Origin of the sequence: Motilibacter rhizosphaerae (assembly GCF_004216915.1) — a bacterium.
GTDB classification, from domain to species: Bacteria; Actinomycetota; Actinomycetes; order Motilibacterales; family Motilibacteraceae; genus Motilibacter; species Motilibacter rhizosphaerae.
Window position 1 is genome coordinate 426,819 of sequence record NZ_SGXD01000002.1, and the last position, 16,213, is coordinate 443,031.

Genomic DNA, 16,213 nt, shown 5'->3' on the forward strand with positions numbered 1-16,213 from the left:
ACGTCCCCCTGGGGACAAGCTCTCCCCGGCGCGCAGCCACTCCCTGTGGACGGACGCGCCGCGGTCAGCCGGGCAGCTGGTCGAGCAGCTCGCGAGGCAGGCCGCCCACGGCCACGCCGAGGACGCCGGGGCCGGCGTGGGCGCCCACCACGGGCCCGATCTCCCGGACCTCCGGGCGCAGGCCACCGGCCCGCAGCTCGGCGGCGAGCTCCTCCGCCGCCGACTGGGCTCCCAGGTGCTGGACCCCCGCCACGACCTCGCGACCGCGGCCGCGGAGCAGGGCCGCGTGCCCGAGGGCCCGGTGCACCATCCGCTCGCGGGCGCGGGCCGTGGTGCGGACGCGCTCGAGCAGCTCCACCCGGCCACCGGTGACGTGCAGGACCGGGCGCACCGCGAGCGCCGTGCCGGCGACCGCCTGGCCGGTCGTGATCCGTCCGCCGCGGCGCAGGTGCTCGAGGCTCGGCACGACGAAGGCGAGCCGCGTCTCCCCCGCGACCCGCAGGACCGTCCGCGCCACCGCCTCCGCGTCGAGCCCGGCAGCGGCGGCCGCGACCCCGGCGGCGACCGACCAGCCGAGCGGCAGGCCCACCGTGCCGGCGTCGAGCACGTGCACCGGCACGGACGCGTCCTCCGCGCCCTGCCGCGCGGCGAGCACGGTGCTCGACAGCGACTCCGGCAGGTGCACGGAGACGACCGCCTCGGCGCCCAGCGCTGCGGCCGCGGCGTACGCGGTGCGCAGCGCGCGCGGCGACGGCGCGGCCGTGCTGACGGAGTGCTTGCCCTGCAGCAGCTCCGGCAGCCGGTCGGCGTCGAGCTCGGAGGGCGAGCCGTCGACGACGAGCGTCACCGGCACCGTCGTCAGCCAGCCCTCCGGCACACCGCCGAGCAGGGCCGGGAGCGTCGCGGTGCCGTCCGTGACCAGCGCGACGGTGCGCACCGGCTCAGGCAGGGACGATGTTGACGAGCTTGGGCGCGCGCACGATGACCGTACGGATCCCCCGCTCCCCGAGCGAGCGCCGGACCCCCTCGGAGGCGAGCGCCAGCTCGCGCAGCGCGTCCTCGCCGATGTCCGGGGCGACGTCGAGCCGGTCGCGCACCTTGCCCGCGACCTGCACCACGCACACGACCGTCTCCTCAGCGAGCAGCGCGGGGTCGGCCACCGGGAAGGGCTCGTGCGCAAGCGATCCTGCGTGCCCGAGGCGGGACCACAGCTCCTCGGCGACGTGGGGGGCGAGCGGCGCGAGCAGCAGCACGAGCGGCTCGACCACGGAGCGCGGCGGGGTCCCTCCGCGCTTGGTCACCGCGTTGTTCAGCTCGATGAGCTTCGCGACCGCGGTGTTGAAGCGCAGCGCCTCGAAGTCCGCGCGCACGCCCTCGATCGTGCGGTGCAGCACGCGGAGAAGCTCGGTGTCGGGCTCGACGTCGCCGACGACCAGCTCGCCGGTCTCCTCGGAGACGACATTGCGCCAGAGCCGCTGCAGGAAGCGGAAGGAGCCGACGACCGCGCGCGTCTCCCACGGGCGCGACACCTCGAGCGGGCCCATGCTCATCTCGTAGAGGCGCAGGGTGTCCGCGCCGTACTCCGCGGCCATCTCGTCCGGCGTCACGCTGTTCTTCAGCGACTTGCCCATCTTGCCGTACTCGCGCTGCACCGGCTCGCCCTGCCAGGTCCAGCCGCCGTCGGCCTCCTCGACCTCGGCGGCGGGGACGTAGACCCCGCGCGCGTCGGTGTAGGCGTAGGCCTGGATGTAGCCCTGGTTGAAGAGCTTGTGGTACGGCTCGGAGCTCGAGACGTAGCCCAGGTCGTGCAGCACCTTGTGCCAGAACCTGCTGTACAGCAGGTGGAGCACGGCGTGCTCGACGCCGCCGACGTAGAGGTCGACCCCGCCCGTCGCGCCCTCGGCACGGGGGCCCATCCAGTAGCGCTCGTTCTCGGGCTCCACCAGGCGCTGCTCGTCGACGGGGTCGATGTAGCGCAGGTGGTACCAGCACGAGCCCGCCCAGTTGGGCATGGTGTTGGTGTCGCGCCGGTACTTCTTCGGCCCGTCGCCGAGGTCGAGGGTGACCTCGACCCACTCGGGGTTGCGCCCGAGCGGCGCCTCGGGGTCGCTCTGCGCGTCGTCGGGGTCGAAGGTCCGCGGCGAGTAGTCCGACACCTCGGGCAGCGTCACCGGCAGCATCGACTCGGGCAGCGGCACGACACGGCCGTCCTCGTCGTAGACCACCGGGAAGGGCTCGCCCCAGTAGCGCTGGCGGCTGAACAGCCAGTCCCGCAGCTTGTACGTCGTGGTGCCCGACCCGGCGCCGAGCTCCTCGAGCCGGGCGATGGCGGCGGCCTTGGCCTCGGTCCGGCCCAGCCCGTCGAGGAAGCCGGAGTTGATCGTCGCGCCGTCGCCGGTGTAGGCGGAGTCGTCGGCGAAGCCCTCCGGCGGCTGCACGGTGCGGACCACGGGGAGGCCGAACGCCTGCGCGAAGTCCCAGTCGCGCTGGTCCTCCGCGGGCACGGCCATGATGGCGCCAGTGCCGTAGCCCGCCAGCACGTAGTCGGCGATGAAGACCGGGATCTCCTTGCCCGACAGCGGGTTCACGGCGTACGCGCCGGTGAAGACGCCGGTCTTCTCGCGCGAGTCGGCGGTGCGCTCCTCCTCGGACTTCGCCGCGGCGCGGGCCCGGTAGGCTTCTACGGCCTCGGCGGGCGTGGCGGCTCCGCCGGTCCAGCGCTCGTCGACGCCCTCCGGCCACGCGGCGGCCGTGATGGTGTCGACGAGCTCGTGCTCGGGGGCGAGGACGACGTAGGTGGCGCCGAACAGCGTGTCCGGGCGCGTGGTGAAGACGCGCACCGAGGAAGCGCTGGCGGACAGCGAGAAGTCGACATGCGCACCGTTCGAGCGGCCGATCCAGTTGCGCTGCATGAGCTTCACGGGCTCGGGCCAGTCGAGCCGGTCGAGGTCGTCGACCAGCCGGTCGGCGTACGCCGTGATGCGCATCATCCACTGGCGCAGGTTGCGCTTGAACACGGGGAAGTTGCCGCGCTCGCTGCGCCCGTCGGCGGTGACCTCCTCGTTGGCGAGGACGGTGCCGAGGCCCGGGCACCAGTTGACCGGCGCGTTCGAGCGGTAGGCCAGTCGCTCCTGGTCGAGCAGCTCGGCCCGCTCGTCACCGGTGAGCTCGCTCCACGCACGGCCGTCGGGGGTGGGCCGCTCCCCCGAGGCGTACGCGGCTTCGAGCTCGGCGATGGGGCGGGCACGGCCAGCCTCGCGGTCGTACCAGGAGGCGTGGACCTGCAGGAAGATCCACTGGGTCCAGCGGTAGTAGTCCGGGTCGATCGTCGAGATCGAGCGCCGCGCGTCGTGGCCCAGACCGAGCCGCCCGAGCTGCACGCGCATCGTCGCGATGTTGCCCTCGGTGGTGACGCGGGGGTGCTGGCCCGTCTGCACGGCGTACTGCTCGGCGGGCAGGCCGAACGCGTCGAAGCCGAGCGTGTGCAGGACGTTGTAGCCCGTCATGCGCGAGTAGCGCGCGAACACGTCCGTCGCGATGTAGCCCAGCGGGTGCCCGACGTGGATGCCCGAGCCCGAGGGGTACGGGAACATGTCCATGACGAAGCGCTTCGGGCGGTCGTCGACCGGGCCCGCGAGGGCGCCGACGGGGTTGGGCGCCTCGAAGGTCCCCTCCGCCGTCCAGCGCTCCTGCCAGCGGCGCTCCAGGTCGCCGGCGAGCGCGGCCGTGTAGCGGTGCGCCGGAGCGGCGTCGTCGTCCACACGGGGGTCTGCGCTGGCCGTCGTCATGACGGGCAAGCCTACCGTCGGCGGCGCAGCGGCCCTCCCGGCGGCAGGGGGGCCGAGCGGGCGGTCAGGGGGTGTCGGACGAGGAGTGCGTGTCGTCGGACGGCTGGGGCACGGCGGACTCGCCGGCGGTGGGGCGGCGCTGGATCGAGCGCGCGCGCAGCTCCTCGGCGGCGCGGACGAGCAGCGTCTCGAGCGTGCCGGAGTCCCACGGCGGCAGCATGGCGCCGCCGACGGTGATGCGGCCGGACCACACGGCACGGTCGAGGGTCTCGTCGGCGCCGAGGCGGCGGCGGATGCGCCGCTCGAGCTCCGTGGGCTCGACGCCGGCACCCTGGCCGACGGTGCAGAAGACCTGGTCCTGCCAGCGGGCGACGACGTCGGTCGTCCGCGTCACCGCGCGCAGCGCCTCGGCGAGCGCGACGAGCACGTCGGAGACCGCGTCCGCGCCGTGCGCGGCGCGCGCCTCGGCGAGCCCGCCGATCTCCACGAACGTGCAGTAGACCGCGTCACCCTGCCGGCGGGCGGTCTCGACGATCTGCTTGCCGACGAGCTCGAGCCCGTGGTGGTTGGCGACCCCGGTCAGCGGGTCGCGCACGCTGACCGCGTCGACCGCGGCGCGCGCTGCTTCGAGGGCGAGCCGCAGCGAGCGCACGCGGACCGCCACCGCCTCGGCGACGCCCGCGGCGAGCAGCCAGCCGAGCACCAGCCACAGCGGCCCGGCGACGCTGCCCTGCCCGCGCAGGGCGACGACGACGCAGCCCACCAGCAGGGTGGCCGCCGCGGCGCCGAGCGCCACGAGGCGCTCCCGCTGCGGCAGCGACAGGGCCGCCGTGCCCGCCAGGGCGACGGGGACCACGGCCAGCGGTGCTGTCGTCGCGGCGGCGACCGCCGTCACGAGGGCGGCCAGCGCGACGACCCCGAGCACCAGCGCAGCCCAGGTGACGAGCCCGCCGGGGGTACGCGCCAGGCGCGCCCGCAGCCGGGCCCACTCGTCCATCCACAGCACGCTCACGCGGCCATCATCGACCGTCCGCGCCCGAAACTGAAGGCCCCAGCCGGATGACGGCCAGGCGGGTCTCCCCCCACCGCCCGGTGCCGGGTCCGTCACAGGGCGGTTGCCGACCAGGGGCCGGGGGCAACTCGGTGCAGTGACGAAGCCCCCCACCGCCCGCACCGCCCCGGCCGTCCCTCCGGAGGTGCTGCAGACCGCCCGGGAGGTCTTCGGGTGGGAGGAGCTGCGCCCCGGCCAGGGCGAGGCGGTGGCGGCGGTGCTCGCCGGGCGCGACGCCCTGGTCGTGATGCCGACGGGGGCGGGCAAGTCCGCGACGTACCAGCTGCCGGGGCTGCACCTGCCCGGGCCCACGCTCGTCGTCTCCCCGCTGCTCGCGCTCCAGCGCGACCAGGCCGAGGGGCTCGGCGCGCACGAGGGCGCGACCCGTACGGTCCGCGGGGCGGTGCTCAACTCCGACCTCGGCGTCCGCGAGCGCGCGGAGGTCCTCGCCGACGTGCGCGAGGGGCGGGCCGAGTTCCTCTTCCTCGCCCCCGAGCAGCTGGGCAACGACGAGGTGCTCGAGGAGGTGCGCGCCCTGGCCCCGTCGCTCGTGGCCGTCGACGAGGCCCACTGCATCTCCTCGTGGGGCCACGACTTCCGCCCGGACTACCTGCGCCTCGGCGCGTACCTCGAGGCGCTCGGGGGCCCGCCGGTCATCGCGCTGACGGCGACGGCCGCTCCCCCGGTCCGCGACGACATCGTCGAGCGGCTCGGCCTGCGCGACCCGTTCGTGCTGGTCCAGGGGTTCGCCCGGGAGAACATCCGGCTCGAGGTGGTGCGCCCGCAGGACGGCGGCGAGCAGCGCGAGCAGGTGCTCCTCCGCGCGGCGGCGAGCCCGAAGCCGCAGATCGTCTACGTCGCGACCCGCCGCGACGCCGAGGAGGTGACGGGCTCGCTGGAGGAGCTCGGCCTGCGATCCGCGGCGTACCACGCGGGCCTGCGCAGGTCGCTGCGCGAGGACGTGCACACGCGGTTCCTCGACGGCGGGCTCGACGTCGTCGTCGCGACGAGCGCCTTCGGCATGGGCATCGACAAGCCGGACGTCCGCAGCGTCGTGCACGCCGCCGTCCCCGGCTCGCTGGACGAGTACTACCAGGAGGTGGGCCGCGCAGGCCGGGACGGCGAGCCGAGCGAGGCCGTCCTCTTCTACCGCCCGGAGGACCTGGGCCTGCGGCGCTTCTTCGCCTCGGGCGTGCTCAAGCGCGACGAGCTCGTCGGCGTGGCCAGGCTGCGCGCCGGCGGCGTCGGCGAGGAGGAGATGCGCGAGCGCACCGGCTTCGGGCCGCGCAAGCTGCCGCGGCTGCTCTCCGCGCTCGAGGAGGCCGCCGAGCAGCAGCCGGACGCCGGGCCCGAGGAGCTGGCCGACGCCGCGGTCGCGGCGAGCGAGGCGCAGCAGCGGCTGGAGCGCTCGCGCGTCGAGATGGTGCGCGGGTACGCCGAGACCGCCGGCTGCCGGCGCCAGTTCGTCCTCGGCTACTTCGGCGAGGAGGCGCCCGGGCCCTGCGGCAACTGCGACAACTGCCTGTCCGGGTCCAGCGCGAGCGTCGAGGGAGAGGTGCCGGAGGACGCGCCGTACGCGCTGCAAGGCACGGTGGCGCACCCGAGCTTCGGCACCGGCGTGGTGATGCGCTACGAGGACGACCGGGTGGTCGTGCTGTTCGAGACCGAGGGCTACAAGGTGCTCGGTCTCGACGCCGTCGAGTCGCACGGCCTGCTCGAGGCGGTGGAGGAGGCCGGCTGAGCGGGGCGCGGCGCCGGCACGTCGGGCGCGCCGAGCGCCTCGGCGGCACGGGCGGCCGTGATCACGGCCAGCACGGCTCCGCCGCGGCACGAGGACCCGGTCATCGTCGCCTCCCGCTGCTCGTCGCTGGCCCGTCAGGACAAGCGTAGAGCGGCGGTGTGGGCTGCGTCACCCCTCGGTGGCGCACCGTCTCACGCCAGGCCGAGCCGCTCGCGCAGGAAGCGCAGCTTGAGCTCGTCGTGCACGTGGCTGGGGCTGTGTCCGCCGAACTGGTTGACGACGATCGACCTGTCCTCGACCTCGAGCGCGTTGAAGGCCGCGAAGACCGTCGACGGCGGGCAGATGTCGTCCATGAGACCGACCGTCATGTGCACGGGTGCGGTGATCCGCGGGGCGAGCACGGCGTTGTCGACGTACGCGAGGGTGCGCTCCGCGGTCTCGACGAGGTCGACGTGCTGGGCGAGGAAGTCGCCGACCTCCTTGTAGGGGTTGCTGTCGGTGATGCGGATCGCGCGGGAGATGTCGCAGAGGAAGGGCACGTCGGCGGCGACGGCGCGCACCAGGCCGGGGCGCAGGGCGGCGGCCGCGAGCGAGAGCGCGCCGCCCTGGCTGCCGCCGGTGACCCCGATGCGCGCGGAGTCCACGCCGGGCAGGTCGCGGGCCGCGACGTCGACGGCCCGGGCCACGTCGCAGTAGAGCCGCGTGTAGTAGTACTGCTCGGGGTCGGTGATGCCCCGCGACATGACGGTGGAGAGCTCGGGGCCGAGGTCAGGGCCGTCGCCCGTGGAGCCGACCGCCCAGCGCGCGCCCTGCCCGCGGGTGTCCATGACGAGCGAGGCGAAGCCCAGCGCCGGCAGAGCGAGGTGGTCCGCGGGGACGCTGCGCCCGCCGCCGTAGCCGATCGAGGTGACGACGACGGGCAGCGGCTCGTCCTCCGCGACGCCCGCGGGGCGGAGGTACCAGGCGCGGATGCGGTCGCCGCGCCCGCCCGAGAACTCGACGTCCCACACCGGCGTCGGCCCGTAGACCCCGGGCTTCCACCGCTCCAGCGTGGTGGGGCGTGCTGCGGCCTCGGTCGCGGCGAGGACGCGGGACCAGAACGCGTCGAGGTCGGCAGGGGCCTGCGTCGCGGTGCGGTGGGTCCGCAGCTGCTCCAGCGGCAGGTCGTACCAGGCCATGCGTCAGCGCTCCTTCGCGGTGGGTCGGCGGTGCCCGCGCAGTCTAGGGAGCGCTCCCCCGGAGACGGGCGGGGGTCGGGCCGTCGCGTCAGGGCGCGGCGCCGTGCTCGCGCACGAGGCCGACCAGCTCGGCGAGGGCGGGAGGGAGGGCGGACTCGGGGGCCTCCAGGGCGGAGTCGCCCCCCGGTGAGTGCAGCACCACCGACCAGCGGAACCCGTCGGCGCGCGGGGGCGCGGGGGGCGGCGGGGCCGCGACGGCCTCGCCCGCGAGCGCGCGGAGGCGGCCGCCGAGCTCCTCGTCGACGTCGCCGAGCGAGAGCGTCCAGGCGCGCGCGACGCCGGCGAAGCCCCCGGTGCGCCGCACGGTCACCGCGAGCGCGTCGGTGCCGCCCTCAGTGCCGGCTCCAGTGCCGTCGGTCATCCCCGCTCAGCTCCCGGTCGGCTCGACGCCGACCGCAGTCCACGCCGCACGCACCGCGCCCGGCGCCGACCCGCCGACGGCCTGCGCCGCTCGCAGGGTGGCGGCGGCGAACGCGGCGAAGTCCGCCTGCGGGGTCAGCGTGCGGTCGCGCAGCGCGGCGTACCAGACCCGGCCCGCGCCCTCCCCGCTCGAGCCGCCGATCGCCGTCGCGGCGAGGTAGAACGCGTGGTTGGGGATGCCGGAGTTGAGGTGGACCCCGCCCTCGTCCTCCGAGGTCTCGACGTAGTCGCGCATGTTCGCCGGCTGCGGGTCCTTGCCGCCGAGCCGCGGGTCGTCGTAGGCCGTCCCCGGAGCCTTCATCGAGCGCAGCGCGACACCGTGCACGCCGGGCAGCAGGAGCTCCTCGCCGATGAGCCAGTCGGCCTGCTCGGCGGTCTGCTGCAGCGACCACTGCTTGACGCAGCTGCCGAACACGTCGGACATCGACTCGTTGAGCGCGCCGGACTGGCCCTGGTAGTCGAAGGCGGCCTCGTACTGCGTCACCCCGTGGGTCAGCTCGTGCCCGATCACGTCGAGCGAGGAGGTGAAGTCGCCGAACACCTCACCGTCCCCGTCGCCGAAGAGCATCCGCTCGCCGTCCCACTCGGCGTTGTCCCAGCCCCGCTGGACGTGCACCGACGCGCGCAGCGGCATCCCGCGCCCGTCGAGGGAGTCGCGGGAGTAGACCTGCGCGTAGAAGCCGTAGGTCGCACCGAGCCCGTCGTAGGCCCGGTCCGCGGCGCCGTCCCCGGTGGCCGGCCCGCCCTCGTGGCGCACGACGGTGCCCGGCGGCTGGCCGTGGTGCGCGTCGGAGACCGTGCGCTTCGGCGCGAGCGCGGCGACGGCCTCCCCTGCGCCTGCGGCCCAGCCGGGGGCGCGCGCGTCCTCGCGCAGCCGGCGCACCTCCGCGTCGACGAGGAGGGTCTCCCGCGCGCGGCTGCGGGCGGGCTCGGGGCCGGCCTCGGCGACGGCGCGGAGGAGGTAGGGCGGGATGATCGAGCAGCGCATGGCCCCAGCCTGCCCCCCTCCACCGACAGTCACGCGGGACGCACGCGCCCTCACACCGAGTCGAGCTTGGGCCAGACCACCTCGCTGATGACGAGCTCGGTCGCCGCCGCGACCGGGATGGCGAGGAAGGCGCCCTCGATCCCGAACAGCGCACCACCCAGCAGCAGCGCGACGATCGTCAGCACCGGCGGGACGTGCACGGTGCGGTTCATGACGCGGGGCGTCAGCAGGTAGTCCTCGAGCAGGCGGTAGACGACGTAGAAGACGAGACTGGCGACGGCGACCGGCAGCGACACGGTGAGCGCGACCAGCGTGACCAGCGTGCCGCCGATCGTCGAGCCGACGATGGGGATGAGGTCGAGCACCGCGACGAGCAGACCGAGCGCCCCGGCGTACGGCACGCCCGCGATCTCGAGGAACACCATCGTCCCCACGCCGGCGATGACGGAGGTGACGATGTTGCCGAGCACGTAGCCGCCCACCCGCGCGAAGATCTCGTCGCCCAGCAGCACCGCGCGCTCGCGCCGGCTCGCCGGGATCGTGCGGTAGACCGCCCGCCGCATGCCGGGCATGTTGGCGAGGAAGTAGATCGTCAGCACGAGCACCGTCAGGCTCGAGACGAGGGTGCCGAAGATCGCCGCGCTCACGTTGAGGATGCCGCCGACCGGCAGCCCGGACCCGCTGCTGCCCGCGGTCGAGCCCGAGGACGAGCCCAGCCGGGACGTGACGGTGTCGAGCAGGTGGTACTGCGTGTTGAGCCGGCCGATGAGCGTGCTCCGGTCCTGCAGCTCCTTGCTGATGTCCGGGGCCGCCTTCACCAGCTGCCCGGTCTGGTCGACGATCGGCGGCACGATCGCGGCGAAGAAGCCCACGACCGCGAGGATGAAGACGGTGGCCACGAGCGCGACCGACCACTGGCGCTTGAGGCCGCGCCGGGTGAGCAGGGCGACGACGGGGTCGAGCCCCGCCGCGATGACGCCCGACAGCACGACGAGCATCAGCTCGGAGGTCACGGCCTTGAGCAGGGTCGCGAAGAAGTAGACGAGGAAGAACCCCGCCGCCACCGTGCAGGCGGCGGAGAAGATCCGCCGCGTCGGCCACCCGTCGCGGACCTTCAGCGGCTTCGGAGGGGGCGGCGCGGAGCGGTGGGCCGCCCGCTCCTTGTCCTCGATCGAGGCGTCGGCAGCCCCCGGCCGGGGGTCCTCCCCCTGGGGCAGGTCGCGGGCGACCTCGTCGTCCGAGTCAGAGCTCACGTGATCATCGTGCCCTGCGCTGACCAGGCCGACGCACCCGCTCAGGCCACGCGCACCTCGAGCAGGACCGTGCCCTCGCCGGAGGCCGCCTCCCAGGAGCGCGCGCGCACGCCGAGCAGCCGCCCCGGTGCCGCGACGCGGACGGCCAGCCGCCGCGTCCCCACCGCTCCCGGCGCGTCCCCCTCCGGCGGCTCCCAGTCGTCGGCGACCACCTCCAGCGCGCCCTCCGGCTCGCTGCGCACGACCCACCGGTAGCCGCCGGTGCGCCGCTCCGGGACGGCGAGCGCGACCTGCTCGCCGACCCGGGCGGTACGGACCTCCCCCACCCTCAGGCCACGGTCCTGATCGTCCAGAAGTCCGAGGACAGGTCCGGGGTCGTGAGGTACGCGTACGGCATCGTGAAGTACCCGCCGTCGCCCCAGCCCGGCCCCCAGGAGTTGCGCACGTGGAAGCGCTGGGTGCTGTCGTCGTAGCCCACCGCCAGGACGGCGTGGCCGCCGAGGACGTGCTCGGAGGTGCTCGGCATCGGCATCTCACCGGTCTGCGCCACCGCGTCGCTCTCGAAGCTCTCGTAGACCGTGAAGCCGAGGACGAAGGGGTAGCCGTCGGCGAGGCACGCCTTGAACTGCGAGAGCGCCCGCACCACGCGGTGGTAGCCCTTCGCCCTGTGGTGCCGCGCCGACGCGTACGCCGCAGCGCTCGGCTTCTGCCCGGCCCGCGCACCAGCGGGGAAGGGGCCTCCGTCGTAGTCGGGCGGCGTGTCGTCGTAGGGCCACTCGTCCTCGGAGCAGACGCCGAGCTTGTTGACGACCTTGATGCCGTCGCGGATCTGCGCGCCGGAGTCGGAGTGGACGCTGCCCTCGATGGCGCGCTCGCCGTAGTAGATGAACAGCCGCGACGGCATCATGTCGATCGAGCCCTGCTTGAGCAGGTCGAACTCGTACGCCGCGGCGATCGCGTTGGCCGTGCAGCTGCCGATGCGCCCCTGGTCGTAGACCGTCTTCGGGCAGTCGTCGCGCAGGTCGACCTTCGGCGGCAGCGCCCGCAGGGTCTGGGGGCGCGCCGCGTACAGCTGGTCGCGCTGGTCGGGAAGGTCCGGCACCCATCCGTAGCGCGCGGTGCGGCGCGCAGGGGTCTCGGCCATCGAGCTCTCCTCCGGGAACGGCGCACCCCGTGTGCGCCTGCTCGACGCTAGGCGCGTACGCGGAGGGCAGTCACGCTCGGTGAGGGTGGTGTGCCCTGAGGGGCAGCGGCCGCTGCCCTGTCGGGTGCAGACCGGAGGGACCGGGAGAGGTGGAGCTGAGGGGACTCGAACCCCTGACCCCCTCCATGCCATGGAGGTGCGCTACCAGCTGCGCTACAGCCCCGCACCGCGGTCGCCCGCGGCACTCGGAAGACTATACAGGTCCAGGACCCGCGCCCGTGCCAGCGCTCGACCGGCTCGCTACCCCTCCTCGGTGAGCACCGGCTCGGGCAGCGAGCCGGCGTTGTGCTCCTCGAGGCGCCAGGCCCCGGGCGCGCGGCGGGCGTCCTCGTGCAGCACCGACCAGCAGCAGTTGGAGAGGCCGCCGAGCACGCCCCAGTGCTCCGGGGGGAGGCCGAGCAGCATGGCCAGCGCGGTGCGCGCCGCCCCACCGTGGGTGACGACGACGAGGGTGCCGCCCGCGGGCGTGCCCTCGAGCGCGCGGTGGACCGCGGCGCAGGTCCGCTCGGCGACCTCCCAGCGCGTCTCTCCCCCGCCCGGGCGCACGTCGGGCTCTCCCGCGACCCAGGCGGCGTACGCGTCCCCGTCGTCGGCTGCGATCTCGGCGCTCGTCCGGCCCTGCCAGGTCCCCGCGAAGGTCTCGCGCAGCCCCGGGTCGAGCCGCACCTCGAGCCCGGTGAGGCGGGCGAGCTCGGCGGCGGTGTCGCGCGTGCGCAGCAGGTCGGACGAGACCAGCAGGTCGGGCTGCAGCGACGCGAGCCGGGCGGCGGCGGCGCGCGCCTGCTGCACGCCCACCTCGTCGAGCGGGATGTCGGTCTGGCCCTGGAAGCGCATCGCGGCGTTCCAGGCGGTGCGCCCGTGCCGCCAGAGCACGACGCGGCGGCTCACCGGCCGCGGGACGGTCGAGCTGCGGGCGGCGACGCTCACGCCGAGCCCACGCCCGAACGACCGCGGGTGACCTCCTCCGGCAGCGGGATCGAGGGGCAGTCGCGCCACAGGCGCTCGAGCGCGTAGAAGGCGCGCTCCTCCTGGTGCTGCACGTGCACGATGATGTCGAGGTAGTCCAGCAGCACCCACCGGCCCTCGCGCTCGCCCTCGCGGCGCGCCGGCTTGGCCTGGAGCCCGAGCAGTGCCTCCTCCACCGCGTCGACGAGCGCCTTCACCTGGCGGTCGTTGGTCCCGGAGACCAGGACGAACGCGTCGGTGATGACGAGCTGCTCGCTCACGTCGACGGCGACGATCTCCTCGCCGAGCTTGTCCGACGCGGCGACGGCAGCGGCGCGGGCGAGCTCGACCGCTCGGGGACTGGCAGCCATCCGGCTCCTTCACGCAGGGGCGGGCCGCCGCAGCGGCCCCTCGGCCTCCCAGTTTGTCACGCTGGGCGGAGCTCCGCGGAGCCGTCACGGGCGGGGCGGAGCTCCGTGGCGGGCGGCGGGGCGTACAGGCGGTGCTTGGCGATGTACTGCACCACGCCGTCGGGCACGAGGTACCACACCGGCTCCCCGCGCTCGACCCGGTCACGGCAGTCGGTCGACGAGATCGACAGCGCCGGGACCTCGAGCAGGCTGACGCGGTCGGTGGGCAGCCCCTCGACCGAGAGCGCGTGCCCCGGCCGGGTCACGCCGACGAAGCGCGCGAGGGAGAACATCTCCTCCGCGTCCTTCCAGGTGAGGATCTGGGCGAGCGCGTCGGCGCCGGTGATGAAGAGCAGCTCGACGTCGGGCCCGCGCTCGGCGGCGAGGTCGTTGAGCGTGTCGACGGTGTACGTCGGGCCGGGCCGGTCGATGTCGACCCGGCTGACCGTGAAGCGGGGGTTGGAGGCGGTCGCCACCACCGTCATGAGGTAGCGGTGCTCGGCCGGGGTGACGGTGCGCTCCGACTTCTGCCACGGCTGGCCGGTGGGGACGAAGACCACCTCGTCGAGGTCGTAGCGCCAGGCGACCTCGCTGGCCGCCACGAGGTGGCCGTGGTGCACCGGGTCGAACGTGCCGCCCATGACGCCGATCCGCTGCACCCGCGCTCCTCCGGTCTGCGGTCCCGGTGACCTGCGCCCGGTTCCCCTCAAGTGGCTCCCATTGTCACCCGATGGGGACAGCGACGTGCGGGAGCCGACTCCTTCGGCCGTCCCCTCCCGGGGCCCGTGCGCGAGGCACGGGAGACGGAATGCCAGCTGTGCACGTGGGGCGCCAGCCGGTCTACGACCGCTCGATGGACGTCGTGGGCTACGAGCTGCTCTTCCGCGCCCAGACGACCTCGACCTCGGCCGAGCGCAGCGACGACTTCGCCACCACCCGCGTCATCGTCAACACCTTCATGGAGTTCGGGCTCGAGCGCCTCGTCGGCCGCCGGCTCGCCTTCGTCAACCTCACCCGCCCGTTCGTCGTCGGCGAGCTGCCGGTGCCGTTCACGCCCGAGAAGGCCGTCCTCGAGCTGCTCGAGACCATCCCCGCGGACGCCGAGGTGGTCGAGGGGGCCCGCCGCCTGCGCGAGCAGGGCTACTCGATCGCGCTCGACGACTGGTCGGTCCAGCAGGAGCACCGCATGGCGCTGCTCGACGTCGCCGACATCGTCAAGGTCGACGTCAAGGACGCCGCGCCCGAGGAGCTCGAGCGCCGGGTGCACGCGCTGCGCTCCTCGCACGACGTCACGCTGGTCGCCGAGCGCGTCGAGACGGCGACGGACATGGACCTCTGCCACCGACTGGGCTTCGACTGGTTCCAGGGCTACTTCCTGCTGCGCCCGGACGTCGTCTCGGCGCGGACGGTGTCGCCGGCGCACCTCGCCTGCCTGCGCCTGCTCGGGCGGCTCGCGGACCCCGAGGTGGACCTCGGCGAGATCGAGGAGGTCGTGCGCGCCGACCTGGGGCTGAACTACCGGATCCTGCGCGCGGCCAACGCCGCCTCCTCCGGCACCATCCGCCGGATCGAGTCGATCCGCGACGCGCTGGTCCTGCTCGGCATGGCGACGCTGCGCTCGTGGATGCTGCTCATGGTGCTGTCGGACGCCTCCGACCCGGACAGCGAGCAGCTCAGCGCCGCGATGACGCGGGCCCGGACCTGCGAGCTCGTCGCCCGGCACACCGGCGACGTCCGCCCGGAGTCCGCCTTCATGGTCGGGCTGCTCTCGAGCCTGGACCAGCTGCTCGGCCTCAGCATGCCGCTGGTCGTCGACCGGCTGCCCCTCGCCGAGGACCTGCAGGCCGCGCTGCTGCGCCGCGAGGGCCGGCTCGGCGAGATCCTCTCCACCGTCGCCGGGCTCGAGGACCTCGACGACGCGGCCGTGGCCGCCGGGCTCGACGCGCTGCCGATCAGCGCCGACGAGCTGGTCCGGTCCTACCTCGGGGCCGTCTCGTGGACGGCGATGACGACCGACGACGCCCTCGGGGCGACGCGCTCCGCACCGGCGGGCGCCCGCGCCTGAGGGCGCGGGCCGCTCGTCAGCGGTACTTGTGGAACGTCCAGGTGATCGCGAGCAGCGCGCACAGGATGCCGAAGGCGATGAGCCCGAGCACGATGGGCGGCGCCGGCAGCGAGTTCTTGACCTCTTCGGCCGCCACGACGAGCATCTGGTCCCTCCACCTTCCGAGCGCGGATCCGCCGGCAGCCCGGCCCCGGCATCCTCGCACACGGCGACGCCGCGGGCCGGAGCAGGCGTGACGCGTCGGCCTGGGGGAACCTCCGCGGGGTGACGTCCTCGCTGACCTTCGTGGGCAACGCGACCACCCTGCTCGAGCGGGACGGCTTCCGCGTGCTCACCGACCCGAACTTCCTGCGCCGCGGGCAGCGCGCGTACCTCGGCCTCGGGCTGTCGTCGAAGCGCCTGCAGGACCCGGCCCTCTCCCCCGACCAGCTGCCGCCGCTGGACGCCGTCGCCCTGTCCCACCTCCACGGCGACCACTACGACCGGGTCGCCCGCCGCGGGCTCGACCCGTCCGTGCCCGTGCTCACCACGCCGTCGGGGGCCACGCGGCTGCGGACGCGCCGGGTCGAGGCGCGGGGGCTGACGACGTGGGAGTCGTGGGAGACGGGCAAGGACGGCGCGACGCTGCGGGTCACCGCGCTGCCCGGGCGCCACGCCCCCGGCCTCGCCCAGCTCGCGATCCCCCGCGTCATGGGCACGCTGATGGAGTTCGAGCGGCCGGGCCAGCGGCCGTACCGCGTCTACCAGTCGGGCGACACGCTCGTGCGCGACGACCTGCGCGAGATCGTCCGGCGCTACCCCGAGATCGACCTCGCGCTCGTGCACCTCGGCGGCACCCGCATCCTCGGCCTGACGCTGACGATGGACGGCCGGATGGGCGCCGACCTGCTCGAGCTGCTCGAGCTCGGGCGCCGGGGCACGACGGTGGTGCCGGTGCACTACGAGGAGTACCCGGTGTTCCGCTCGCCGCTGTCGGAGTTCCGCGAGGAGCTCGACCGCCGCGGGCTGCAGGTGGACGTGCGCTGGGTGGGGCGCGGGGAGACGCTCGCGCTCTGAGCCCTGGCGGTGGCAGGCGCTCGAGCGCTAGCCTCCGCCCACGACGAGCCCGGG

The 16,213-nt window shown here is 74.6% G+C and carries 16 protein-coding genes and 1 tRNA gene; 3 read left to right on the plus strand and 14 right to left on the minus strand.

Annotated elements, in window-relative coordinates; genetic code table 11:
• Positions 1-64 precede the first annotated feature (64 nt).
• The 3 genes from EV189_RS07535 to EV189_RS07545 form a co-directional block, all read right to left on the minus strand.
• Entirely contained in the window at positions 65-937 is an 873-nt protein-coding gene (locus EV189_RS07535; RefSeq protein WP_165400183.1) for a DegV family protein, read from the minus strand.
• Between the two features lie 4 nt (positions 938-941).
• Positions 942-3,788 (minus strand): leucine--tRNA ligase, encoded by a 2,847-nt coding sequence (leuS, locus tag EV189_RS07540; protein ID WP_130492313.1) that lies wholly within the window; start codon positions 3,786-3,788, stop codon positions 942-944.
• Positions 3,789-3,852: 64 nt separating this feature from the next.
• Positions 3,853-4,800, minus strand: coding sequence for a GGDEF domain-containing protein (locus EV189_RS07545; protein ID WP_130492314.1), 948 nt, complete (start codon positions 4,798-4,800; stop codon positions 3,853-3,855).
• Between the two features lie 136 nt (positions 4,801-4,936).
• Between EV189_RS07545 and EV189_RS07550 the strand changes: the two genes are divergently transcribed.
• Positions 4,937-6,580, plus strand: coding sequence for a RecQ family ATP-dependent DNA helicase (locus tag EV189_RS07550; protein ID WP_130492315.1), 1,644 nt, complete (start codon positions 4,937-4,939; stop codon positions 6,578-6,580).
• 191 nt (positions 6,581-6,771) lie between these two features.
• On the opposite strand, the gene EV189_RS07555 is transcribed toward EV189_RS07550, so the two are convergent.
• The 10 genes from EV189_RS07555 to nadD all read right to left on the minus strand — a co-directional run bounded on the left by EV189_RS07555 (position 6,772) and on the right by nadD (position 13,697).
• Positions 6,772-7,758 carry an acetylxylan esterase gene (locus tag EV189_RS07555; RefSeq protein WP_130492316.1) on the minus strand — a complete coding sequence of 329 codons (987 nt, stop codon included), beginning with the start codon at positions 7,756-7,758 and terminating at the stop codon, positions 6,772-6,774.
• A gap of 88 nt (positions 7,759-7,846) precedes the next feature.
• Positions 7,847-8,179 (minus strand): protealysin inhibitor emfourin, encoded by a 333-nt coding sequence (locus EV189_RS07560; RefSeq protein ID WP_130492317.1) that lies wholly within the window; start codon positions 8,177-8,179, stop codon positions 7,847-7,849.
• Between the two features lie 6 nt (positions 8,180-8,185).
• Positions 8,186-9,226 (minus strand): M4 family metallopeptidase, encoded by a 1,041-nt coding sequence (locus tag EV189_RS07565; RefSeq protein ID WP_130492318.1) that lies wholly within the window; start codon positions 9,224-9,226, stop codon positions 8,186-8,188.
• Positions 9,227-9,276: 50 nt separating this feature from the next.
• Positions 9,277-10,479, minus strand: coding sequence for an AI-2E family transporter (locus tag EV189_RS07570; RefSeq protein ID WP_165400184.1), 1,203 nt, complete (start codon positions 10,477-10,479; stop codon positions 9,277-9,279).
• A 41-nt stretch (positions 10,480-10,520) separates the two neighbouring features.
• Entirely contained in the window at positions 10,521-10,805 is a 285-nt protein-coding gene (locus tag EV189_RS07575; RefSeq protein WP_165400185.1) for a protease inhibitor I42 family protein, read from the minus strand.
• 2 nt (positions 10,806-10,807) lie between these two features.
• On the minus strand, positions 10,808-11,623 hold the full coding sequence (locus EV189_RS07580) for a C1 family peptidase (RefSeq protein ID WP_130492320.1): 816 nt from the start codon (positions 11,621-11,623) through the stop codon (positions 10,808-10,810).
• Between the two features lie 150 nt (positions 11,624-11,773).
• Positions 11,774-11,846, minus strand: a tRNA-Ala gene (locus tag EV189_RS07585).
• Between the two features lie 77 nt (positions 11,847-11,923).
• Positions 11,924-12,610, minus strand: a complete 687-nt coding sequence (locus EV189_RS07590; protein ID WP_130492321.1) for a histidine phosphatase family protein — start codon at positions 12,608-12,610, stop codon at positions 11,924-11,926.
• Entirely contained in the window at positions 12,607-12,999 is a 393-nt protein-coding gene (gene rsfS, locus EV189_RS07595; protein WP_130492322.1) for a ribosome silencing factor, read from the minus strand. Before rsfS ends, EV189_RS07590 begins: the two co-directional genes overlap by 4 nt.
• Before the next feature lie 56 nt (positions 13,000-13,055).
• On the minus strand, positions 13,056-13,697 hold the full coding sequence (gene nadD / locus EV189_RS07600; RefSeq protein ID WP_130492323.1) for a nicotinate-nucleotide adenylyltransferase: 642 nt from the start codon (positions 13,695-13,697) through the stop codon (positions 13,056-13,058).
• Positions 13,698-13,846: 149 nt separating this feature from the next.
• Here nadD and EV189_RS07605 point away from each other — a divergent pair, with 149 nt between their 5' ends.
• Positions 13,847-15,103, plus strand: a complete 1,257-nt coding sequence (locus tag EV189_RS07605) for an EAL and HDOD domain-containing protein (protein ID WP_165400186.1) — start codon at positions 13,847-13,849, stop codon at positions 15,101-15,103.
• Between the two features lie 16 nt (positions 15,104-15,119).
• Here EV189_RS07605 and EV189_RS20960 read toward each other — a convergent pair whose 3' ends face one another.
• Complete coding sequence (locus tag EV189_RS20960; RefSeq protein ID WP_269204178.1) at positions 15,120-15,248, minus strand: hypothetical protein; 129 nt, start codon at positions 15,246-15,248, stop codon at positions 15,120-15,122.
• 119 nt (positions 15,249-15,367) lie between these two features.
• Between EV189_RS20960 and EV189_RS07610 the strand changes: the two genes are divergently transcribed.
• Entirely contained in the window at positions 15,368-16,159 is a 792-nt protein-coding gene (locus tag EV189_RS07610; protein WP_130492325.1) for an MBL fold metallo-hydrolase, read from the plus strand.
• The last annotated feature ends 54 nt before the right edge of the window (positions 16,160-16,213 follow it).